Origin of the sequence: Sphingomonas sp. PP-CE-3A-406, assembly GCF_003688625.1 — a bacterium.
Classification (GTDB): Bacteria; Pseudomonadota; Alphaproteobacteria; order Sphingomonadales; family Sphingomonadaceae; genus Sphingomonas.
Map to the genome: position 1 here is coordinate 967,816 of NZ_RCWY01000001.1, position 23,634 is coordinate 991,449.

The 23,634-nt window shown below is 65.7% G+C and carries 15 protein-coding genes; 8 read left to right on the top strand and 7 right to left on the bottom strand.

The window, feature by feature from the left end; all coding sequences use genetic code 11:
- Positions 1-123 precede the first annotated feature (123 nt).
- The 4 genes from C8J44_RS04175 (at position 124) to C8J44_RS04190 (ending at position 7,509) form a co-directional block, all read left to right on the top strand.
- On the top strand, positions 124-1,788 hold the full coding sequence (locus C8J44_RS04175) for a glycoside hydrolase family 43 protein (protein WP_121903444.1): 1,665 nt from the start codon (positions 124-126) through the stop codon (positions 1,786-1,788).
- 86 nt (positions 1,789-1,874) lie between these two features.
- Positions 1,875-3,440, top strand: a complete 1,566-nt coding sequence (locus C8J44_RS04180) for a sulfotransferase (RefSeq protein ID WP_259466700.1) — start codon at positions 1,875-1,877, stop codon at positions 3,438-3,440.
- A gap of 137 nt (positions 3,441-3,577) precedes the next feature.
- Positions 3,578-6,103, top strand: coding sequence for a TonB-dependent receptor (locus C8J44_RS04185; protein WP_259466701.1), 2,526 nt, complete (start codon positions 3,578-3,580; stop codon positions 6,101-6,103).
- A gap of 20 nt (positions 6,104-6,123) precedes the next feature.
- Positions 6,124-7,509: a M20/M25/M40 family metallo-hydrolase gene (locus C8J44_RS04190; protein WP_121903447.1), complete on the top strand. Its 1,386-nt coding sequence runs from the start codon at positions 6,124-6,126 to the stop codon at positions 7,507-7,509.
- Between the two features lie 11 nt (positions 7,510-7,520).
- Here C8J44_RS04190 and C8J44_RS04195 read toward each other — a convergent pair whose 3' ends face one another.
- Positions 7,521-8,333, bottom strand: coding sequence for a shikimate 5-dehydrogenase (locus tag C8J44_RS04195; RefSeq protein ID WP_121903839.1), 813 nt, complete (start codon positions 8,331-8,333; stop codon positions 7,521-7,523).
- 155 nt (positions 8,334-8,488) lie between these two features.
- On the opposite strand from C8J44_RS04195, the gene C8J44_RS04200 reads away from it, so the two are divergent.
- Entirely contained in the window at positions 8,489-10,990 is a 2,502-nt protein-coding gene (locus C8J44_RS04200) for a TonB-dependent receptor (protein WP_121903448.1), read from the top strand.
- 57 nt (positions 10,991-11,047) lie between these two features.
- Here C8J44_RS04200 and C8J44_RS04205 read toward each other — a convergent pair whose 3' ends face one another.
- The 3 genes from C8J44_RS04205 to C8J44_RS04215 form a co-directional block, all read right to left on the bottom strand.
- Positions 11,048-11,680 carry a hypothetical protein gene (locus C8J44_RS04205; protein WP_121903449.1) on the bottom strand — a complete coding sequence of 211 codons (633 nt, stop codon included), beginning with the start codon at positions 11,678-11,680 and terminating at the stop codon, positions 11,048-11,050.
- 23 nt (positions 11,681-11,703) lie between these two features.
- Positions 11,704-12,015 (bottom strand): hypothetical protein, encoded by a 312-nt coding sequence (locus tag C8J44_RS04210; RefSeq protein WP_121903840.1) that lies wholly within the window; start codon positions 12,013-12,015, stop codon positions 11,704-11,706.
- 80 nt (positions 12,016-12,095) lie between these two features.
- Positions 12,096-12,365 (bottom strand): GlsB/YeaQ/YmgE family stress response membrane protein, encoded by a 270-nt coding sequence (locus C8J44_RS04215; protein ID WP_060524249.1) that lies wholly within the window; start codon positions 12,363-12,365, stop codon positions 12,096-12,098.
- A 161-nt stretch (positions 12,366-12,526) separates the two neighbouring features.
- Between C8J44_RS04215 and C8J44_RS04220 the strand changes: the two genes are divergently transcribed.
- Positions 12,527-14,002 carry a helix-turn-helix transcriptional regulator gene (locus C8J44_RS04220; RefSeq protein WP_121903450.1) on the top strand — a complete coding sequence of 492 codons (1,476 nt, stop codon included), beginning with the start codon at positions 12,527-12,529 and terminating at the stop codon, positions 14,000-14,002.
- Between the two features lie 9 nt (positions 14,003-14,011).
- Here the strand turns inward: C8J44_RS04220 and C8J44_RS04225 are convergent, their stop codons facing one another.
- The 3 genes from C8J44_RS04225 to C8J44_RS04235 all read right to left on the bottom strand — a co-directional run bounded on the left by C8J44_RS04225 (position 14,012) and on the right by C8J44_RS04235 (position 18,775).
- Entirely contained in the window at positions 14,012-16,072 is a 2,061-nt protein-coding gene (locus C8J44_RS04225; RefSeq protein ID WP_121903451.1) for a TonB-dependent siderophore receptor, read from the bottom strand.
- A 2-nt stretch (positions 16,073-16,074) separates the two neighbouring features.
- Positions 16,075-16,605 (bottom strand): YfiR family protein, encoded by a 531-nt coding sequence (locus C8J44_RS04230; RefSeq protein ID WP_121903452.1) that lies wholly within the window; start codon positions 16,603-16,605, stop codon positions 16,075-16,077.
- 154 nt (positions 16,606-16,759) lie between these two features.
- A complete protein-coding gene (locus tag C8J44_RS04235) occupies positions 16,760-18,775 on the bottom strand; it encodes a bifunctional diguanylate cyclase/phosphodiesterase (RefSeq protein ID WP_183128692.1) in 2,016 nt (671 codons plus the stop codon).
- A 388-nt stretch (positions 18,776-19,163) separates the two neighbouring features.
- Between C8J44_RS04235 and C8J44_RS04240 the strand changes: the two genes are divergently transcribed.
- Complete coding sequence (locus C8J44_RS04240) at positions 19,164-21,011, top strand: diguanylate cyclase (protein ID WP_183128693.1); 1,848 nt, start codon at positions 19,164-19,166, stop codon at positions 21,009-21,011.
- Between the two features lie 112 nt (positions 21,012-21,123).
- Positions 21,124-23,517 (top strand): glycoside hydrolase family 31 protein, encoded by a 2,394-nt coding sequence (locus C8J44_RS04245; RefSeq protein ID WP_121903454.1) that lies wholly within the window; start codon positions 21,124-21,126, stop codon positions 23,515-23,517.
- Positions 23,518-23,634: the final 117 nt, after the last annotated feature.

Consider the following 23,634-nt stretch of genomic DNA (forward strand, 5'->3'; position numbering starts at 1 on the left):
TTAGCTACCCCCAAGCCACCTGTCGCCGCTTCGGAGCACGCGGCTGGCCTTCAAGAATGTTAGCGCTATAGTGCTAAGGCAGCAGGCGCGTTCAGTGCCGCGAGACGACGGGAGAGGACCACCATGACGCGCTTCGATCGATATGCAGGCGCCGCACTGCGCGCGACCGCCGTCCTGCTTGCAGGCACGGCCGCCGCCGCCCCGGCAAGCGACGCCCCCCGGTTCAGCCGCTTCACCTATGACGGCCACGCGCAGGAGCAGGTCAAGGCCGCCGCCGGCGAGTACCGCAATCCGATCCTGTCGGGCTATTACCCCGACCCGTCGGTGACCCGCGTCGGCGACGACTTCTACCTCGTCCTGTCGTCGTTCGCGCATTTCCCCGGGCTGCCGATCTTCACCTCGAAGGACCTCGTCCACTGGACGCAGATCGGCAACGCGATCGATCGGCCCGAACAGCTCGACTTCACCGGCATGCGCACCTCGCAGGCGGTGTTCGCGCCCGACATCTCCTACCACGCCGGCACCTTCTACATCGTCAACACCTGCGTCGAGTGCAAAGGCAACTTCGTCATCACCGCGAAGAACCCGGCCGGTCCCTGGTCCAATCCGACCTGGCTGCCGTTCGAGGGGATCGATCCCTCGATCTACTGGGAGGGCGACAAGGCCTATGTGGTCAACAACCGCGCGCCGAACGAGCCGCCGCGCTACGACGGCCACCGCGCGATCTGGATCCAGGAATTCGACTGGCGCGCGGGGAAAATGGTCGGCGAGAGCACGCAGCTGATCAACGGCGGCGTCGACCTGACCAAGAAGCCGGTCTGGATCGAGGGACCGCACATCTTCCGCAAGGACGGCTGGTATTACCTGACCGCGGCGGAAGGCGGCACGAGCGTCAACCATTCGCAGGTCGTGTTCCGGTCGCGGCAGTTGCGCGGCCCGTTCGTGCCGTTCGCGGGCAACCCGATCCTGACGCAGCGCGACCTCGATCCCGCCCGCGCCAACCCGATCACCTCGTCGGGCCATGCCGAACTCGTCCAGACCGCCAAAGGCGACTGGTGGGCGACCTTCCTAGCGGTCCGCCCGTATGACGGCGACTATTACAACATAGGCCGCGAGACGTTCCTGCTGCCGGTGACGTGGAAGGATGGCTGGCCGATCATCCTGCCCAAGGGCCAGGCGATACCATTCGTCGGCGAAAAGCCCGATCTGCCCAAACAACCCGCGTCCAAGATCCCGACGAGCGGCGATTTCGGCTATGTCGACGACTTCGACGGCACCAAGCTCGCGATGCAGTGGATCGGCGTGCGCACCCCGAAACAGCCCTTCTACCGGCTCGATCGCGGCGACCTCGTGCTCGGCAAGGGTACGCCGATCGGCGACCTGTCGGGCGTGCCCGCGTTCGTCGGGCGGCGTCAGCAGCATCACGTCGCGACGATGTCGACCACGGTAAAATTCGCACCGGACATTGACGGCGACCGTGCCGGCCTCGCGGCGATGCAGAGCGACCGAAACTATCTGGTGTTCGGCGTCACGCGGATCGCCGGCAAGACCGTCGTCGCGCTGTATACCGCGGCCGACGGGCGCGAGCGGCTGGTCGCGTCGGCCCCCGTCGCGGTCGGTCCCGTCACGCTGACGATCCGCGCCGACGGCGGGACGATGGCGTTCGATTATCAGGTCGCGGGCACCCGCCGCACGCTGTCGGACAAGGTCGACGCACGCTTTCTCAGCACCAAGTCCGCGGGCGGGTTCGTCGGGACCGTCGTGGGACCCTACGCGTGGACGCATTGACCGCGTGACGGCGTAGGTCAGGCATGCGCCCGCGAGTGCGGATGCATGCTTGACGCTGGCGCCATGCTCTCCGACTGTTGGGCGCGATGGCTTACCCCCCCAATCCCCGCTGGTCGAGCGACCTGATGCAGGCCGCGCTGGCGCTGCACGACAATCAGCTCCACGTCGCCGAGCCGCTGCTGAAGGCCTATCTCAAGCGCGATCCGTTCGATGCGCGCGCGATCCGCATGCTGGCCGAACTCGCCGGGCGGATCGGGCGATACAAGGACGCCGAGACGCTGCTGCGGCGCGCGGTCGAACTCGCCCCCGGCTTCACCGCGGCGCGCGCGAACCTCGCGCTCGTGCTTTACCGCCAGAACCGCGCGCCCGAGGCACTGACCCTGCTCGATGCGGTGATCGCCGACGAACCCGACAATCCCGGCCATGCCAACCTCAAGGCGGCGGCGCTCGGTCGGCTCGGCGGGTTCGAGGATGCGATCACGCTGTACGAAAAGGTGCTTCACGACGCCCCCGATCAGCCGCGCGTTTGGCTGAGTTACGGCCATATGCTCAAGACCGTCGGGCGCCGCGACGACGGTATCGCCGCGTATCGGCGCGCGCTGTCGCTCCAGCCGACGCTGGGCGATGCGTGGTGGAGCCTCGCCAACCTCAAGACGGTGCGGTTCGATGACCACGATATCGCGGCGATGGAGGCGGCCCTCGCGCGCGACGACGTCGGCGACGAAGACCGCTTCCACCTCGACTTCGCGCTCGGCAAGGCGTTCGAGGATCGCCGCGACGCCGCCCGCTCGTTCGCGCATTACGACGCCGGTAACACGCTGCGCCGCAAGCGCATCAGCTATGATGCCGACGAGACCACCGCGTTCGTCGACCGCAGCATCGCGGTACTGACCCCAGCGCTGCTCGACGCGCGTCGCGGACAGGGGTGCGACGCCCCCGACCCGATCTTCGTACTCGGCATGCCGCGCGCCGGCTCGACGTTGATCGAACAGATCCTCGCCAGCCACAGCCTGGTCGAGGGCACCACCGAACTCCCCGACATGCCCGCGATCGCGCGCGGCATCGCCGACTATCCGGGCGCGATCGACACCCTATCAGCGACAGCGTTGCGCGAGACAGGCGAGGAGTATCTGCGCCGCGCCGCAATCCAGCGCCGTACCGAGCGCCCGTTCTTCATCGACAAGCTCCCCAACAACTGGGCGCACGTGCCGCTGATCCTGCTCGCGCTGCCGAACGCGCGGATCATCGACGCGCGGCGCGACCCGCTCGACTGCTGCTTCTCGAACTTCAAACAGCATTACGCACGGGGGCAGACGTTCAGCTATTCGCTCGACGATCTCGGCCGCTATTACCGCGATTACGTCCGCCTGATGCGCCACGTCGACACGGTCGCGCCGGGCCGCGTCCACCGCGTCGATCACGAAGCGCTGATCGACAACACCGAGGTCGAGGTCCGTGCGCTGCTGGCCGCGTGCGGACTCGACTACGAGCCCGCCTGCCTCGCTTTCCACGAGACCGATCGCGCGGTGCGCACCGCGAGTTCGGAGCAGGTCCGCCGCCCGATCAACCGCGACGGCGTCGATGCGTGGCGACCATACGAAACATGGCTCGACCCGCTGAAAACTGCGCTCGGTGACCAGCTCCGCGCATGATCCGTGGTAAAAACGTCACGCTCGCGTAATAAAGCTGCAAAATACGCCGGCTTCGTTTGACCTTCGCTGCACCGCACCACAGTCTCTGCGCATAATCGCTTGGGGGCTCGCGCATGCACATATTCGATCGTCGGTTGTTGATCGGCTCACTTCTCGCCTCCTCGGCAATCGTGTCTCCCGCCTACGCCCAGACCGATCCTGCCGCCGCCCAGACACCGGTTGCCGCCCCTGCCGCGCAAACCGCAGGCGAATACGAAGGCGACATCGTCGTCACCGCGCAGAAGCGCGACCAGAGCATCCAGAGCGTCCCGATCAGCATCCAGGCGATCGGCACCAAGCGGCTCGACGATCTCAACATCTCGAACTTCAACCAATATACGCAGTTGCTGCCGTCGGTGTCGTTCCAGACGACGCAGCCAGGCTCGACCGTCGTCTACATGCGCGGCGTCGCATCGGGTGGCGACGGCAATCATTCGGGCCCGCTGCCGTCGGTCGGCACGTATCTCGACGAACAGCCGGTGACGACGATCGGCGGTACGCTCGACGTCCACATCTACGACATCGCGCGGATCGAGAGCCTCGCCGGGCCACAGGGCACGCTGTACGGCGCGTCGTCGGAAGCCGGCACGATCCGGATCATCACCAACAAGCCCGACCTCAGCGGTTTCTACGGCCGGGTCGACGGCGAGGTGAACAGCGTCAAGTCGGGCGGCATCGGCAGCAAGCTCGAGGGCATGCTCAACATGCCGCTGTCGGGGTCGGCGGCGCTGCGCGTGGTCGGCTTCTATCAGCGCGATGCAGGCTATATCGACAACGTCGCCGGGTGCCGCAGCTACCTGCCCGAGCCGACCGCGACGTCGTGCACTTCCGCGAACGGCGGCGTGGTCGTCGACAATGCCGCATTCGTGAAGAAGAACTACAACGACACCGAGACCTATGGCGGCCGCGCCGCGCTGAAGGTCGATCTTGACAGCAACTGGACCGTGACGCCGACCGTCCTGTACCAGGAACAGCGCAACCACGGCACCTATGGCTACGACCCCAAGGTTGGCGATCTCCAGGTCCAGCATTTCTTCCCCGAATACCGCCGCGACCGCTTCATCCAGGGCGCGCTGACGATCGAGGGCAAGGTCGGCAACTGGGACGTCACCTATGCCGGCGCGTATCTCGACCGGAAAACGTACACGTCGAGCGACTATACCGATTACGCCGAGGCGTATGACTCGATGTACTCGTCCGCGGGCGGGCTCGCCGGCTATTTCTATTATCAGGACAACGCGGGCAAGACGATCGATCCGCGGCAGAAGATCATCGGCACCGATCACTTCAAGAAGATCAGCCAGGAATTCCGCGTTGCCTCGCCGTCGACAGACCGCTTCCGGGTCGTTTCGGGTGCCTTCTACCAGCGCCAGACGAACGCGATCTTCCAGGATTACCAGATCGCCAATCTCGGCACCGCGGTGTCGGTCAACGGATCGCCCGGTACCTTGTGGCTGACCCAGCAAAAGCGCGTCGACACCGATTATGCGGTGTTCGGCGAGGCGAGTTTCGACATCCTGCCGACCCTCACCGCGACCGCGGGGGGCCGCGCGTACATCTACGACAATTCGCTGATCGGCTTCTACGGCTTCGGCCGCAACCCGGCGATCGATCCGGCCGACGGCCGACCCTACACCGCCACGCCGTTCAACGCGGCGGGCAGCGGCCAGACCGGTGTCGCGGGATGCTATCTCGCCAATGGCCAGACCCTGCGGCAGGCCTATCTGGACGGCGGCGACACCTCGACGCTGTTGCCGGCGACGGTCTCGGGCTCGCCGTGCACCAATCTTGCGACCTACACGACGACCGGGCTGATCCCGAAGAAGACGCAGGGCCAGGGCGCGACCTACCGCTTCAACCTTACCTTTAAGCCGACCGACAAGGTCTTGGCCTATGCCACCTTCTCGCGCGGTTTCCGCCCGGGCGGGATTAATCGTCGCGGCGACGTCGCGCCGTATGACGCGGACTTCCTGACCAATTACGAGCTCGGCCTGAAGACGACGCTGTTCGAGCGATTGCGGTTCAATGCCGCGATCTATCAACAGCAATGGGACAAGTTCCAGTTCTCGTTCCTCGGCGCGAACAGCTTCACGATCATCCAGAACGGGCCCAATGCACGGATCCGGGGCGCGGAAGCCGATGCGAATTATTCGACCGGCGGCCTCTCGTTGACAGCTGCGGGTTCGTACACCGATGCGAAGACGCGCAACGACCTGTGCGCGACGCAGATCTGCAGCGGCGACGGCACCGACGTGCTCGCGCCATCGGGGACGCGCCTGCCGATCACGCCACGCTTCAAGGCGAGCGGCACCGCGCGCTACAGCATGCCGATCGGCACCGCGAAGGCGTATATCCAGGGCCTCGTCGCACATCAGAGTTCGGCGTCGGCGGATATCCGACTGGCGCAGGCGGCGACGCTGGGGCGGCTTCAGGCCTACACCACCGGCAACGCCTCGGTCGGCGCGGAAGTGTCCAACTTCACCTTCGAGGTGTTTGTCCAGAATCTGTGGGACGAACGCGCGGAGCTGTCGCGCTACCAGCAATGCGGCACCTGTTCGCAGCGGACCTACATCGTCACCAGCACCCCGCGCACCATCGGGCTGCGGGCTGGCGCGAAGTTCTAATGCGTATTCAAGGACATAAGATGACACTGAAGCTGTTCCTGACCTGCGCTGCCGTGACGGCCGCGATTCCCGCCACCGCCCAGACGACGACCTCGCCGGCCGCCTCCAACGGCCTCGAAATCGCCAAGAAGATGATCGCGTTTCGCAGCGTGCGCGGTCCCGGCAACCAGACGCCGCAGCTTGCCGCCTATCTGAAGTCGGTGCTGGTCGGCGGCGGCTTTGCGGCGAGCGACGTGACGGTCACCCCGGTCGACGACACCGCCTATCTGATCGCGACCTGGAAGGGGTCCGATGCGGCGCTGAAGCCGATCGTCGTCTCCGGGCATATCGACGTGGTCGAGGCCAAGCCCGCCGACTGGCAGCGCGATCCGTTCACGGCTGTGGTCGAGAACGGCTATCTCTACGGCCGCGGCGCGACCGACATGAAGCTCGATGCCGCGCTGGCGATCGCCACGCTGCTCGACATGAAGAAGGCGGGGTACAAACCCAAGCGCGGCATCGTCCTCGCGCTGTCGGGTGACGAGGAAACCGTCATGAAGACGTCGTCGCTGATCGCCGACCGGCTCAAGACTGCCGAGATGGCGCTCAACATCGACGGCGGCGGCGGGCTTTACGCGGAAGACGGCAAGGCCGAATATTTCACGGTCGGCGCGGCCGAAAAGACCTATGCCGACTTCCAGCTCGAAACGACCAGCGCGGGCGGCCACTCGTCCGCACCGCGCAAAGTGAACGCAATCAACCAGCTCGCCGCGGCGCTGGTGAAAATCGGCGACTATCGCTTCACGCCGCAGCTGTCGCCGATCACCAAGGGCTATTTCGAGGGCGTCGCACCGCGCCAGACACCAGAGATCGGTGCCGCAATGCGCGCCTTCGCCGCCAATCCCAAGGACCAGAAGGCGATCGAGACGCTCGCCGCCAATCCTGGCTATGTCGGCCAGATCGGCACGACCTGCGTCACATCGATGATCAGCGGCGGGCATGCGCTCAACGCGTTGCCGCAGCGCGCGACCGCGAACATCAACTGCCGCATCTTCCCCGGCGTGAAACCCGCGACCGTGATGGCCGAACTCGCCAAGGTCGCCGCCGACCCGGGCGTGAAATTCAGCGACGTCACCGAAGGATCGAACCCGACCGACGCCTCGCCGTTGCGCGCCGATCTGATGAATGCGGTCAAGACGGCGATGGCCAAGATCCGCCCCGGCGTGCCGATCTTCCCGAGCATGTCGGCGGGCGCGAGCGATTCGATGTGGTACCGTTCGGTCGGCGTGCCGAGCTACGGCGTCAGCCCGACCTTCATCAAGCAGTCCGACGACTTCAGCCACGGCCTGAACGAGCGGACGCCGATCGACAACATCCCGCTGGCGATCACCTATTACCGCTCGCTGCTCACTGACCTGACGAAATAGGTGCGGGCGGCTTACGAGTTCGCGCGCGCCCACTCAGCCGCGTCGGCGACCTGCGCGGCATCGGGCGTCACGCCGGTGTAGAGCACGAACTGTTGCAGCGCCTGCAGGGTCGCGACCTCGGTCCCGGTGATGCAGCGCTTGCCCGCGTCCGCGGCGGCGCGCAGGAACGGCGTCTCGGGCGGATATTGCACCACGTCGAACGCGATGTCGCACGCCGCGATCATGTCGGACGGGAACGCCAGCGCGTCCGCATCCGCCCCGGTCATTCCGATCGGCGTCACGTTGATGAGGAGGCGCGCGCTCCCGCCAACTTCCGAGGCCCAGCGATACCCGTACAGGTCGGCGAGCGCCTGCCCAGCCGTCGCATTGCGCGCAACGACGGTGCCGTCCCGGAAACCGCTGTCGCTCAACGCGGCGGCGACCGCCTTGGCCATCCCGCCCGAACCGTGCAGCACGAACGAGAGCGATCGATCGAGATCCGCGACCAGATCGACGACCGCGCCGTAATCCGTATTGTGCCCGGTCAGCACGCCTTCGTCGTTGACGATCGTGTTCACGCTGTCGATCGCACTCGCCGATGGCGCAAGACCGTCGAGCAGCGCGATCACCGCCTCCTTGAACGGCATCGAGATCGCACAGCCGCGAATATCCAGCGCGCGGATCCCGCCGATCGCCGCGGGCAGATCGGTGGTCGAAAACGACTTGTACACGTAATCGAGCCCGGTCAGTGCGTAGAGCCGGTTGTGAAAGCGGGTGCCGAAATTGCCGGGCCTCGCCGACAGCGACATGCACAAACGCGTATCGCGTCCGATCAGCGGTTTCATGCGGCTCTCCTTCATCATCCCGGCGTCTATATACCGTCCGGCCGGCGCCACCATCCCGCACCCTCAAAGCTGAGCTTTAGGCATCCGATCAAAATAGATATTGGTAATCCCACTATATCAATGGAGTTTATCGGCACAGGTTCGGGGGACGCGATATGGTGCTGACTGCTTTGCTGATGACGTTACAGAGTGCCGAGCAGGTGCCGCAGACCCCGCCCCCACAGCCCGCACCCGTGGCGACGTCGGCCGCGCAACCGACGCAGTCCACAGGCGAGCAGGAACGCGCAGGCCCGGCGTCGGGCGATGCAGGCGGCGACATCCTCGTCACCGCACGCCGCCGCGCGGAAACCGTCCAAAGCGTGCCGATCGCGATGTCGGTGATCGGCGGCACCGCGATCGCCGACACCGGCGCGTACAACGTCAGCCGCATCACGCAGCTGGCGCCGACGCTGCAATTCTATTCGACCAACCCGCGTAATTCGGCCGCCAATATCCGCGGGCTCGGCGCGCCGTTCGGCCTGACCAACGACGGCATCGAACAGGGCGTCGGCATCTATGTCGACCAGGTCTATTACAGCCGCATCGCCTCGGCGACGTTCGACTTCACCGATACCGAGCGGATCGAGATCCTCCGCGGACCGCAGGGCACCCTATACGGCAAGAACACCACCGCGGGCGCAATCAACGTCACCACGCGCGCACCGAGCTTCACGCCCGAGGCGCGCGTCGAGTTGAGCGGCGGCAATTACGATTTCTTCCAGGGCAAGGCGTCGGTGTCGGGGCCGCTGGTCGACGATAAGCTGGCGATCCGGCTGTCGACGTCGATCACGACGCGGCGCGGCACGATCTACAATTCGCGCACCGACATCTATCTCAACAGCCAGGACAATCTCGGGTTTCGCGGCCAGCTGCTGTGGCGCGCGGCCTCCAATCTCGATCTGACGCTATACGGCGATTACGGCCGGCAGAACCCCAATTGCTGCGTCCAATATTATGCGCGGGTCGGCACGACGCAGCGACCGCTCAACCGGCAATATGCGGCGCTGGCCGCGGCGCAGGGCTATGTCGTGCCGTCGACGAACGCGTTCGACCGGGTGACCGACGTCGATACGCCGTTGCGCGCGAAGCAAGAGCTGGGCGGCGCATCGCTGCTCGCGAACTGGGATCTCGGCCCGGCGACGGTGACGTCGGTGACCGCATGGCGGTTCTGGCACTGGGACCCGTCGAATGATCGCGACTTCATCGGCCTGCCGATCACCCCGGTCTCGGCGAACCCGTCGCAGCAGAGCCAGTTCAGCCAGGAACTGCGGGTCGGATCGAACGGTACGCACGCGGTCGACTACACGGTCGGCGTCTTCTACTTCCACCAGACGATCGATACGCAGGGTCTTCAGGTCCAGGGACCCGCGGCGAGCCGGTTCCTGCTCAATCCCGGCAACGGTGTCGCGCCCGGCGCTACCGGATGCGCGACCGCGACCACCGCGGCGTGCAACCCGTCGGTGCTCGACGGGCTGACCAGCCGCAACACGATCGGATTTACTAACACCAGCGCCGCGCTGTTCGGAAAGCTCACCTGGCATGCCACGAACAAGCTTCAGATCGCGCCCGGCCTGCGGTTGAACTACGACAAGAAGGACGGCGATTACGTCTCCGTTGTCACCACCGGCAATGGCGGCACTACGCTGACAGCCGATCAGCGCGGCGTGCTCGCCCCGCAAAGCTACAAGCCGACATTCGACAACTGGAACCTGTCGGGCGACATCACCGCGTCGTACACCGTGACCCCCGACATCCACGCCTATGCGACCTATGCGCGCAGCTATAAATCGGGCGGCATCAACCTGTCAGGCCTGCCGCTCGACGCCAACAACAACCCGATCCTCGCGTCGGCGACCGTGAAGCCGGAAAAGGTCAATCATTACGAGCTGGGGCTGAAGACGCAGTTCGCCGATCGGCGCGTGACGTTGAACATCGCCGGGTTCTGGACCGAGATCGCGGAGTACCAGGCGACCGTCACCAACAACCAGTATTCGGTGTTGCGCGGTTATCTGGCTAATGCGGGCAAGGTGCGCACGCGCGGTCTCGAATTCGACTCCGCGTTCCGGCCGTCGGAGCGGCTGAACCTGTACGTCAACGGCGCCTACACCGACGCCAAATACGTCAAGTTCGTCGATGCGCCCTGCCCGCCCGAGCTGACCGGCGGCACCGCGGCGGATGCGACGCACCCGGCAAGCCCCGCAGGCCAGGCCGGCACCGCGACAAGGCCGTCGTACAGCCCGGCAAGCTGCGACATCTCGGGGCAGCGCCTGCCCGGCGTCTCGAAATTCGCGCTCTCATACGGGGCGGAATACGACCTGCCCGCGCGGATCGCGGGCAAGGATGGTCAAGTCTATGTCGGCTATGACGGCAGCTACCGGTCGCATTTCTCGTCGAACCCGTCGGAGTCGATCTACACCGAGATTAACGGTTATTCGCTGAGCAACTTCCGCGTCGGGTTCCGCGAGCGCGAAGGGATCAACGCGTTCCTCTGGCTGCGCAATGCGTTCGACGAGTATTACTATGACGTGCTCGCGACCCAATCGGGCAGCACCGGTCTGATCGTCGGCCAGCCCGGCGATCCGAGGACCTACGGCGCGACCATTTCCACGCGGTTCTGACGAAAAACGGCGGCCTGTTTTCCAACAGGCCGCCGTCTTCATTCAAGCGGTATTGGCTCAGTAGGTCGACGTCGTGGTCGGCCGATACCGGTTCCGCTCGGCAGCAACTTCATCGCGCGTATAGGCGGGGGCAGCCTCGTCGAAGCGGCTCCAGCCGTCCTGGCGATACGCCGCGCCGCGCGTCGTCGCGTCGACCGAGCGGTTACGATCGAGCACCGCTTCGGCTTCTGTGACCAGATCGTCCTCGACGCGCGCGCTCAGCAGCGTGCCACCGCGACGGACGCCTTCCGAATAGACATGCGCGTCTTCTTCGGAATGCCCTGCGTCCTTCAATGCGCCGACGATCGTGCCGGTTGCAGCACCACCGGCAGCACCGATCCCGGCACCGACCACGGTCGAGGCGAGCCAGCCCGCCGCGACGATCGGACCGAGACCTGGGATCGCGAGCAGGCCGAGCCCGGCGAGCAGGCCACCGACGCCGCCAACCGCTGCGCCGGTCGAGACGCCGCGGCTGACATCGCCGCGGTCGTCGACGTCGCCGAGCGTCGTGTCGCTATCGCCATGCGCGCCGTCTGCGTTGCTGGCGACGATGCTGATATGACTATGCGGTACGCCCAGCCGCTCGAGATCGTGGAGCGCGGCGGTTGCGTCGGCATAGTCGTCGAACAGGCGTGTGAGTGTCTTGGTCATCGTTTCTCTCCTAAGAAATGGGATCAGCGCGCGGTCACGTTGCCCTTGTAGTCGAGCCCGACATGGACCTTCTTGCCGCCGCGGGTCGCCATGCCCCGCCAGACGCCGTCCTTGTCCTTGGTCAGCGCGGACACCGACCGATAGCCGGCCTTGGTCAGCCGGCCGCGCGCCTGGTCTTGCGAGAAGGAATTGGCGCCGCTGGCGGGGGCCGCAACGTGTGCGGCGTCGTTGCTCTTGATCGCGGGGTTGTGCGCGCCGGTATGCGTCGCGGTCTGTGCGACGGCGCTCGACGCCAGCAGCATTGCGCCACAGGCCATAAATGCTCGAACAGTCATCATACTCTCCTTTGTTTCTTGTTCTTCGATAATCCGCAGTCGGGGCGGCAGTTCCACGCTGGAACTGCCGCGCCGTTTGCTCAGCGTGCCGTGCCGCGACGAAACAGGTTGATGATCGCGAGCAGGATGACCGCGCCGACCAGCGAGATCAGGATCGACTGGATGTTGAGCGCGCCGTCCATGATCGAGGCGCCACCGATCAGCGGCGTGATCAGGAACCCGGCGAGCAACGCGCCGACGATACCGACGACGATGTTGAGGAAGATCCCCTGCTGCGCATCGGTCCGCATGATCATGCTCGCGACCCAGCCGATAAGTCCGCCGACGATTAGAAGAATGATGAGGTTCATGATGAGGCTTTCTGAAGTGTGATACGGGATGCTTAACAGTCGGACTCGCGGTTCCGTTCAGTTCACCACTTTTGCCGATTGGTGCAGGAATACCGGGGTAATTGGTATTTTTGCGCCTTCCTGGGGGGAACCAGATGCCTCCCGCCGGCGCTGGACGGGGTATGACGAAGACACCGCATCCGCCGCTCCACGCCCCCACGCTGCACCATCTCGAACAGCTCATGACCGGGCTGCTCGAAGGCGTGATCCTGATGGATCCGACCGGCGTCATCCTCAGCGCGAACCCTGCCGCACTCAAGATGCACGGGATATCCTCGGTGAAGGATCTGGGCGAGACCGCCGACGATTACGCCGCGCGGTTCGACCTGCGCCACCGGAACCACCGGAAGATCCCGCGCCGCGAATACCCGCTGATGCGGCTGCTCGCGGGGGAGAGCTTTCCCGACTTGATCGTCGAGGTCGGCCCGGCGGGTGCGGACGAGCCGCGCTGGGTGCACCAGGTTCGCGACATCGTCATGGACGAGGATGGTGGCGAGCCCGACTGCCTGGGGCTCGTCATCAACGACGTGTCCGAGCGGTTCGACGCCGAGGACCGGTTCGAGGCGATGTTCCATGCCAATCCGGCGCCGGCGCTGATCATCCGGGTCGCCGACCAGCGCTACGTGCTCGTCAACCAGGGGTTTCTCGACCTGTCGGGCTACAGCCGCGACCAGATCATCGGCAAAACGCTGTTCGAGTTCGATTTTCTGACCGAGGTGCAGCGCAAGCCGTTCGTCAGGGACTGCGTGGCCGCGGGCAAGACGGTCCCGCAACTCGAAGCCGAGCTGCCGTTGGCAAGCGGCGACAAGACGCTGGTCGTGCTGGCCGGCCAGCCGATCGAGGTCGCGAACGAAGACTGCCTGCTGTTCACCTTCGCCGATCTCGAACCGCGTCGTCAGGCCGAACGCGCGTTGCAGGCCAGCGAACGCCACTTCGCCTCGGTGTTCGAAATGGCACCGATCGCCATGGTCGTGACACAGGGCGACGACAACCGCATCGCGCAGGTCAACGCCGCATTCAAGACGCTCACCGGCTACACCGAGAAGGCGGTGGTGGGCATGGTCGCGGACGACCTGCAACTGTGGAACGACGCGGTGCAACGCGAGGGCCTAGAAACCGAGATCCGCGAGTCCGGCGGATTTCGCGGGCACGATGTCCGGCTGCTCCACAAAAACGGCGAAGGGCTCGACTGCCTGGTGTCCGCCGAACGGATCAGCGTCGACGGCGCACCGTGCGTGCTATGGCTGTATCAGGACATCTCGGCACGGCGGCGCGGCGAACTCGATCTCGTCGAGGCGATCGATGCGGTAATGAAGGACGCCAACTGGCTCAGCCGCTCGATCATGGACAAGCTGGCGACGCTACGTAATCCGCGTGCACTGTCCGGGACCAGCGCCCCTTCGACCGATCTCAGCAAACGCGAACGCGAGGTGCTCGAACTGATCTGCCAGGATCTCGACGATGCGGCGATCGCCGAGCGCCTGGGGCTGTCGCGCAACACGGTCCGCAACCATGTCGCGCGACTCTACGCCAAGATCGGCGTCAACCGACGCAGCGCCGCCGTGGTCTGGGCGCACGAGCGCGGCGTCGGCGCGTGATGAGGGCGGTCAGAACGAGAAGCTGATCCCCGATCGCACCCGCGTATCCGCAGGGAGCGGCGACTTGGTGGCCCCCGACGCGTGCGTCAAATTCTCGCCCGCAACCCACGCCGAGACCGTCCGTGACAGGCGGACGCCGACCTTAGCGTCGAGCGCGAGCGCGGCCGACACGTCGAACAGATCGAGAAACGTATCGGGCCGCGTGCTGAGCTGGCGCGTCGCGGACGTATACCGGCCGACGACCGATCCGGACCACCGCGCGCCGCTATAATCGATCACGACATTGGCCTTGTGCCGGGCGGTCGCTTCGCCGGGCACGAACGCATATTCGATGCCGCGAGCATTCGCCGGCAATGCCTCGTCGGTCTGCGTGAAGGAATAATTCGCGCGCCAGGTGACATGGTCCCGGATCGCCCCCCGCGCCGACAGCTCCACGCCGTACGTGCGGAAATTACCGATGTTGGCGACCCGCGTGACTAGGAACGGATCGGTCACGCCGTGGATCTCGAGCACGGGATTGTCGCCGGGATAGGCGATCGCGTTGTTCGTGCGGGTGAAGAACGCCACCGTCTTGATCTCCAGCGCATCGGAAATCCGGTAATCATAGGCGAGTTCGGCGCTCCAGACCTCGACCGGTTTGATCGCCGGATCGCCCGCGACGACGACCGGCAGCGGTACGCCGACGAACGTCACCGGGATATTCATCCCGAACACCACCAGCGACGGCGCCTGCACGGCGCGCCCGCCGTTCAGCCGAACGGTCTGCCGAACCCCCAGCTGATAGACCGCCGCGGCGTTGAAACTGAATGCCGTGAACGAGCGGTCGAAGTCGCGCGCGGTGTTGGCGGTGATCGCGGCGATCGTCCCCGATTGCCCCAGCGACAGCGTGTCGATCCGGCCGGCAAGGTTTACCGACAGCGGATCGGCGACCCGCACGTCGAGCATCGCATTGGCCGAAAGGACCGAATAGTCGGTGATCCGCGAAAACGTCACACCGCTGGCGACGCGGTTGTCGCGGTACTCGACGCCGATCCGCGCGGTATCGTCGCCGCTCAGCCTGACCAGCGCCGAGGTCTGCGCGACGAAGGTGCGTGCCGACAGGTCGAACGTCTGCAGCGCGGCGATCGGCGCGCGTCCCGGATCGTTCGATCCGATCCCGTATCGGGCATCGAGCCAGTTATTGTACACCTGCGCGGTGATGCTGCCCCACGGCGTGTCGCGGTCGACGTGCACGCCGATATTGCGGGTCCTGTACAGCTGTTCGCTGTAGATCTGCGTGACGAGCAGTTCCAACTGGCGATTGCGCGCATAGCCGCCGGTCACGCTCAACTGGGTCTGCGCATCGAGATCGGCATCGACCGTCGCCGACACGTCGTCGCGGATCACGTCGTCGGCGCGCGCGGGCTGGATCTGGTCGGCCGGTATCGCGCGCTCGTTCTCGCGCATGTGCCCGCCGGACACCCGGAGTCCGACCCCGCTGGAAACCGGCATGCTGAGCGCACCGGCGATCCGGCCATAGCCATGATTGCCGGCCTCCGCGGTGGCGAAGATCTTGCGGCTCGCCAGCGGATCGATCGTGATGATGTTGACGACGCCGCTCGCCGCATTGAACCCGAACAGCGCACCGACCGGGCCGCGCACGAGTTCGATCTGCTGGATTTCCTCGAGCTGGATGCCGAGCAGGTTCCAGTCGGTCATCCCGTAGTGATCGAGATAGACCTGGCGCCCGTTGACCAGCACGAGCAGCCGCGGGTTGTACGTCTGCACGCCGCCGCGCACCGCGATGTCGCTCTGCCCCGCGGTCCAGTGGTTCACGTCGATCCCGGCATAGGTATTGAGCAGGCTCGGAACGTCCTTGGCCGGCGAGCGCAGGATCTGGTCGTGGTTGATGACGATCGTCGATGCAGGGCTTTCCGACTGGCGTTGCGGCTTGCCGGTGACGCTCTTGGTGACGGGTTCGCCCATCGTCTGGCTCAGTAGGTCGTAATCCATGCGTTGCGCATGGACGGGCATCGCGACGAGCGGCAGGCTCGCGAGGGCGGCAAGACGAAGCGAAGTACGATACCGCACGATCAGACCTCCTTGACGAGCATGAGGAATGCCGAACCGAAGCGGATACCGCTGCGTCGCGCCGCCGCCTTGCTGACGATGATCTGCGTCCGATTCGGGCTGGTGATGCCGACGACGCACTTCCCGCTGATGACGCAGGCGGAGTCCGCCGTGATCGTCAGAACAGACTGCGCGCCGGCCGCCGCCGCGACCTCGTCCTGATATGCGCGCAGGCCCGTCGTCACGAAGGCGGCCTTGATCCCGCTTAGCTGCTCGAGGTTCGACACGGCCACGCGTCGCGTCCGCAGCGTCGCCCGGCCGATCGTGATGCCGTTCGACAGCGCGCGTTCCATATCCGCCGCGTCCGCTTCCGATGCGGCATTGCCGGGCTCGTACACGATCGCGACCGGCACGACCCCGACCGGCGCCGGCTGCACGAAGGTGATGACACGCGCCGCGACCGGCACGTTGAGCACCGCCGACGGAGCCGGCTGCGTCGGCAGCACAGCCGAAAAGGCGAGGATGGGACCCGCGAGATACGACAGAGATTTCACGTTGATCCTAAGGGTTCGTCCCGCATGACAGCGGGTTTCGGCGATAAGCGATGCCCGGTGCCCGTAGGAAAACGGGTCGGTGCGGAAAATATCGTGGCTGGCGTGGGTCGACGCGCGCCACCTGCGGACCGCGCGCGATACGGCACAGACATTGTCACGCCGCTTCGCGCTCACCGCGCGTGACGAGCGCGGCAGCCTGCGCGAACGCGGTCGGCTTGCCGAAGAAATAGCCCTGCCCCTGCGTGCAACCGCGCTGTGCGAGCAGGCTGGCGGTCTGCGCGTCTTCGATGCCCTCGGCGGTCACTTCCATCCCGAAATTCACCGCCAGCGCGACGATCGCATCGATCAGCTTCTCGCTTTCGACGCTCTCGTGCATCGACCTGACGAAGCTTTGGTCGATCTTGATCTTGTCGAACTTGAACCGTCGCAGATGGGACAGGCTCGAATAGCCGGTGCCGAAATCGTCGAGCGCAATCGAGATCCCGCTCCGACGGAACGTGTCGAGCACGCGTTCTGCGGCAACGACGTCGTCCATCACCGCGTCCTCGGTGATCTCGATCTCGATCCGCGACGGGATCACGTGCGCATCGCGGATGATCCCGATCAGCGTCTCGGCGAGGTTCGGCTCCTCAAGCTGCATCGGCGATATGTTCACCGCCATCCGCAGATGATCGGGCATATGGCTGAGGTCGATACACGCCTGACGCAGGACCGACTTGGTCATCTCGGTGATCTGCCCGGTCGTTTCGGCGATCCGGACGAACCTGTCGGGCGTCAACAACCCCAGACGCGGATGATACCACCTTGCGAGGACCTCGAAGCCATAGAGCTGGCCATCCGAGAACCGCATGATCGGCTGATAGAACGGCCGTATCTCGCCGCGCACGATGCCATCGCACAGCTCCTGCTCCATCCGGCGCCGTTCGAGACGGTCGAGCTCCATCGCCGGGGCGAAAAGGCAGACCCGTCGTATCCGGTCGCGCTTGGCCTCGTACATCGCGATGTCGGCGGCGTGCAGCAGGTCGTCGGGTTCGGATCCGTCCTCGGGGAACCGCGAGACGCCGATGCTGGCGCCGACCTTGATCATGTTGCCGCGCCACACGAGCGGCTCGTGCAGCGCGACGCTCGCCTGATGGGCCAGCGCCATCACGTCGCTATGCTCCTGGTCCTGCGGCAGGAGGATGGCGAACTCGTCGCCACCCAACCGCGCGATCGTGCTGTTCGCCCCGAAGACGACCCGCAGGCGGTGCGCGACCACTTTCAGCACGGTATCGCCCGCCGCGTGGCCATGCGTGTCGTTGGCGTCTTTGAAACTGTCGAGATCGGTCAGGATCACCGACAATCTGCTGTCGGACGCCAGCGCCGCGCCGACCGCGCGTTGGATATCGCCGACGAACACGCGTCGATTGACCAACCCCGTCAGCGCGTCGGTTCGCGCCAGCAGCAGCGCTTCCTGTTCGGCGACGCCGCGCCGGATGATTTCCGCGCGCAACTGCGTCCCCCGTGTCGCTGCCAGCGCCAGCCAGGCATAGGACAGCGCGGCGACGATCAGCATCGCGGTCGTGACCAGCGCGACGAGCAGACGGGTCCGCCAGGCGGCCTCTTCGGCATGGCGGTGCGCATCGGTGATGCCCGACGCGGCGATACCCTTGATCGCCGTCAGGACGTGATCGGCATTGGCGCGGAACGGCCGAAGCATGCCGACGCTGGTCGCGAAATCGATCTCCAGCATCGACGAGACCACGTCGACCGCCTCGCGATATTTCGCAAGTTCGACGACGACGTTGGCGGCGCGCGCGCGATCGTGCGGCGACATCGCCTGCTGCTGCGCCGCGAGATCGGCACTGATCCGATCGATCCGGGCGCTGATCCGGCCGAGACGATGTTCGCCGCCCGCGGACGGTCCGCTCGCCGCTTCGTCGACCATCAGCCGGTACAGGTTGCCGTCTTCGTGATCGAACCGTGCCGCGATCTCGCTCAACGACACCGCCGCGTCCATGTCGCGGTCGACGATCACGCTGTTGGCATGCTGGACGTAGATCAGCGTGCCGAGGCACAAGGTAACCGCCAGGACAAGCAGGACGATCACCGCCTTCGGACCCGCGACGACGCGCGAAAACGGCACCAAGTTCAGCAGCGACGCGGCGAACCGGATTGCCGTGCCGAGCATGCCCGTTCGATCCGCGGAATCGTCGAGCGAGGGACCGGCCGCGGTTCGACCCGCAAAGACGATATCGTCGCGCGCACTGGTCGCCGCGCGTCGCCAATGGCTGCCACGCGACGATTCGCTTCGAAAATTTCGCTGGTTTGGCATGGTCTTGCGGACCTAACTGCCTGCGAAACACTAACAAGTTACGTATAATTTCGACAACATATATCAATAAACCCGGTTCGGGTTGATTGCGCCACTCGCGTGGCCCGGCACGCCTGTGACTGCGGCGATGACGGCGCTCACCCGCCTCACGGCCGAGCGGATATGGCCCGGACGGTAAGAAACCATTTCGAATTTTTCCGGCATGGTCAGACTTTGGCAACGTCTTTCGCGCTAGAATTAAGACATGTTGTCGTCGCTCTCCTCGCGCATAGCCATGCTGGGCGTCGTCGTCGTCGTTGCCCTGACCGCACTCGCGGCCTTGCTCATCCACGCTTCGCTCGACACACGCGACAGCTTCGGTCAGGTGACGCATTCGGCGGAGGTCATCGAGACGATGACCCAGGCGCTCGGCGAGCTTCGTGACGCGGAGTCGGGCCAGCGCGGCTTCATCATCACGCACAACCCGGCGTTCGCGCAGTCGTTCGAAGATCGCGTTACGGGTTCGCTGAGTGATATCTCGCAAGTTGCGTTGCTCACCGCCGACAATCCCGTTCAGAACATGCGCGCCAACGAGCTTCGTCGGTTGATCCGCGAACGGACCGCGGTTCTCCGTGGTCCGCTCGACCTCGGCCAGGTGGGCGCATTCGACAGGGCTGCGGCGATGGTGGCCAGCGGGCGCGGGCGGGACCTGATGTCGACCATCACGCTCCGGGCGCGAGAGTTTCTGGCCGAGGAGCGCAACCTTCAGACGCAGCGGACCGACGCGGCGGGGCAGCGGCTGACGGGCGTGCGTCGGCTCGCCATCGCAGGCGTGGCGATCATCGCGCTGATCGTCATCCTGGTGTCCGGGCTCGTCATTCGCGGGATCAAACGCCCCTCGGTCCTGATGAAGGAGGCGATGGCCGATCTCGGCAAGGGCGACCGCAGTGCCAGGATCACCAGCGCGATGGGGTCGCGCGAGTTCGACGACCTCGCGACGGGCTACAACGCGATGGCAGAGCTGCTGGAGGCTGCGGTCGGCGAACAGGTTGAGAGCGAGCACCAGCTTCAGCACGCCAACGGGGAGCTGGTCCGCAACGCCGACAGCATGCGCGAACGCGGCGAGGCGATCGAGCTTCTCGGCGGGATGGCGCACCGCATGCAGGCCGCGCGCACCGACATGGAACTGGCGCAGATCGTCCAGCTGTTCGTGCCGCGCGTGCTGCCGGGACTGCCCGGTGCGCTGTTCGTCCACAACAACTCGCGCAACCTGTTGACGCCGATGGCGACCTGGGGCGGCGTCGCTATCGAAACCGACGGGTTCGCGCCCGACCAATGCTGGGCGTTGCGGCGCGGCCAGAGCCACTTCGTCGCGGTACCGGGCGGCGATATCGTCTGCGCGCACGTCGGCGATGCGGCGACGGTCTATCACTGCGAGCCGCTCCTCGCGTCCGGCGAAGTCATCGGCGTGCTGTATCTGCAGGGCATGATCACCGGCGACAGCCGCTTTCAGCTGACGGTACTCGCCGAGAACATCGCCTCCGCGCTCGTCAACCACCGGTTGCAGCGCGATCTGCGCGAACAGACGATCCGCGATCCGCTGACCGGGTTGTTCAATCGCCGCTACATGGAGGAGACGCTGGCGATCGAGATCGCCCGCGCCGCGCGCGGCGGACCGCCGCTCAGCCTGGTGATGTGCGATATCGATCACTTCAAGCGGTTCAACGACGAGTTCGGGCATGATGCGGGCGACTTCGTCTTGCACGCGGTTGCCAACGAACTGCGCGCCCGCTTCCGCGACGGCGACGTCGTATGTCGTTTCGGCGGCGAGGAATTCACGATCATCGCGCCTGGGACGACCGCCGAAACGCTGTTGAACCGCGTCGAAATCGTCCGGCAGACGATCGCCGATCTCACACTGGAGCAGAGCGGCAAACGGCTCGGATCGACGACCATGTCGTTCGGGCTCGCGACCTGGAACCCCGGCATGTCGCGCGATGGAACGACGCTTATCCAGACCGCGGATGCCGCGCTGTATCAGGCGAAGCGCGAGGGACGGAACCGCGCGATCGTCAGTCCGGCGCGCATGCTCGACAGTTCCGCTCGCCGGTGATGCTGAGCGGACGGCGTAACCAATACGGTCGAGTGGCGGATCATTTGACCCACCCAATACTCTGACATAACCTCCTGTCATGCCGGCGTTCAAGTCCGGACCGGGAGGACGGATGCGACATACTTGGATCGGCGCGGCAGTGGTCGGCGCGATCGCCAGCGCCACCCCTGTGAGCGCACAGACTCCCTGGCAATCCTCCGAGACGCAAGCTCCCGCGGCGCGCACGACGTTGGAGCAGAAGACCAGCGACGGGGCCCGGTTCCGCGTACCCGGTGGCGTCCTTCGCGTAACGGTGTGGGGCGAGCGCGCGATCCGGGTGACGGTCGCCGCGGCACGGGTGCCAGAGTTAGACACCGGTCTCGCGGTCCTCGGCTCGCCAGCGCGCGTCGCCTGGACGATGACGGAAGACGCGGATCGCTTCGTGATCGCGACGGCTGCGATGCGTGTGATGGTCGCCAAGGCCGATGGCCGGGTCGCGTTGCTCGGTGCGGACGGCAAGCCGCTGATCGGCGAAAGCGATCCGGTGACCCGACGACTGGGCGACGCGCCGGAGCCCGACGGTCGCGTCCAGCAGCGGTTCGAGATCGGCGGCGGCCAGGCGATCTACGGGTTGGGCCAGCATCAGGCCGGACTGCTCGATTATCGCGGCACGACGGTCCGGTTGCAGCAGGCCAACACCGATGTCGGCGTCCCCGTGTTCGTCTCCAGCGCGGGCTACGGCCTGTTCTGGAACAACCCGGCGGTGACCGATGTCGCCGTCGCCGTACCGCAGGCCACCGACCGGATCGTGTTCCGATCGCAGGCGGGCGAGGGAATCGATTATTTCCTGTTCGGCGGCCCCGATGTCGACGACGTGATCGGCGCCTATCGCGGCCTCACCGGGCAAGCGCCGCTGATGGCACGCTGGACCTGGGGGCTGTGGCAATCGAAGGAGCGTTACGGATCGCAGGCCGAATTGCTGGGTGTCGCCGCGCGCTACCGTGCGATGAAGATCCCGCTCGATGCGGTCGTCCAGGACTGGCAATATTGGAAGCCCGGCGAATGGGGCAGCCACCGGATGGACCCGGCGCGCTATCCCGATCCCCAGGGGATGCTCGACACGCTGCACCGGCAGAATGTGCACAGCATCGTGTCGATCTGGCCACGGTTCGACCGCGACCTCGACACGACCAGTGCACTCGACGCGGTCGGCGGGCTGTACGCAAAGACCTATCCCAACGTCTATCCCGCCGGCGAAGGTCGCTGGTACGACGCGTTCTCGAAGACCGCACGCGCGACCTATTGGCGGTTCGTGTCCGAGCGCTTGGGCAAGGCGGGCTTCGACGGCTATTGGCTCGACGGCAGCGAGGCGGAACTCGGCGGCCACTGGGGCGAGATGCGCGACGTGCGGACCGCTATCGGATCCGGAGCGGACGTCTACAACGCGTATCCCCTGATGCACACCAGCGCGGTGCACGACGGCATGACGACCGACTTCGCCGCCAAGCGCCCGATCATCCTGACGCGGTCGGCGTGGGCCGGGCAGCAGCGCAATGCCGCGATCACCTGGTCGGGCGACGTTGCCGGACGGTGGGACGTGTTCCGCGCGCAGATCCCCGCCGGCGTCAACTTCTCGATGACCGGCATTCCCTATTGGTCGGCCGACATCGGCGGATTCTTCGGCGGCAGCCCCGAAGATCCCGCCTATCAGGAGTTGTTCACCCGCTGGCTCCAGTTCGCCGTGTTCAATCCGATGTTCCGCATCCACGGAACCGGCGCCGGCAAGGAAGTCTACAGCTTCCCCGAGCCTGCCCGCGGTCCGCTGCTCGATGCGGTCGCGTTGCGCTACCGGCTGCTGCCGTTCCTTTACGCACAGTCTTGGCAGGTCACGCAGCACGGCGCGTCGTTCCTGTATCCGGCTGGGATGGCGTTCCCGCACGACGAAGTCGCGCGAGACCTGCGCGACGAATATCTGTTCGGCCGGTCGATCCTGGTCAGCCCGGTGGTCGAGAAGAGTGCGACGTCGCGACAGGTCTATCTGCCCGCGGGCACGGACTGGTATGATTTCTGGTCGGGCGCACGGCTGACTGGCGGCACGCGCGTCGCGGTGAACGCGCCGATCGGCCAGATCCCGCTGCACATCGCGGCGGGAACGATCCTGCCGCTGGGGCAACGCGTCCAATATACCGAGCTGTCGCCCGCTTTGCCGACCGAACTGCGCGTGTACCGCGGTCGCGACGGACGCTTCACGCTCTACGACGATGCCGGGGACGGCCAGGGCTGGCGGCGCGGCGAGCGTGCGACGATCGATCTTGCACTGGACGACAAGACCGGAACGCTGACGATCGGTGCGCGGCAAGGCCACTATCCGGGTATGCCCGCCTCGCGCATCTTCCATGTCGTTGCGGTCGGCGCGGGCAACGGCGTCGGACTCGGCGAAGGCATCGGTCGGACGATCGCTTACACCGGTAAGTCGGTCAGCGTAGCGTTGGACGCTGATGGCTCCGGTGCGGCACGCCGTAGATGATCGGGTCCCGAGCCGACGACCCTTGACGGCCTGAGGCAGTCCATCGCTTTCCACATTGACGCGGTGCAGCATCGATCCTAGACGCGCGCCTCCTCATTATGCCAAGCCCTTCACGGT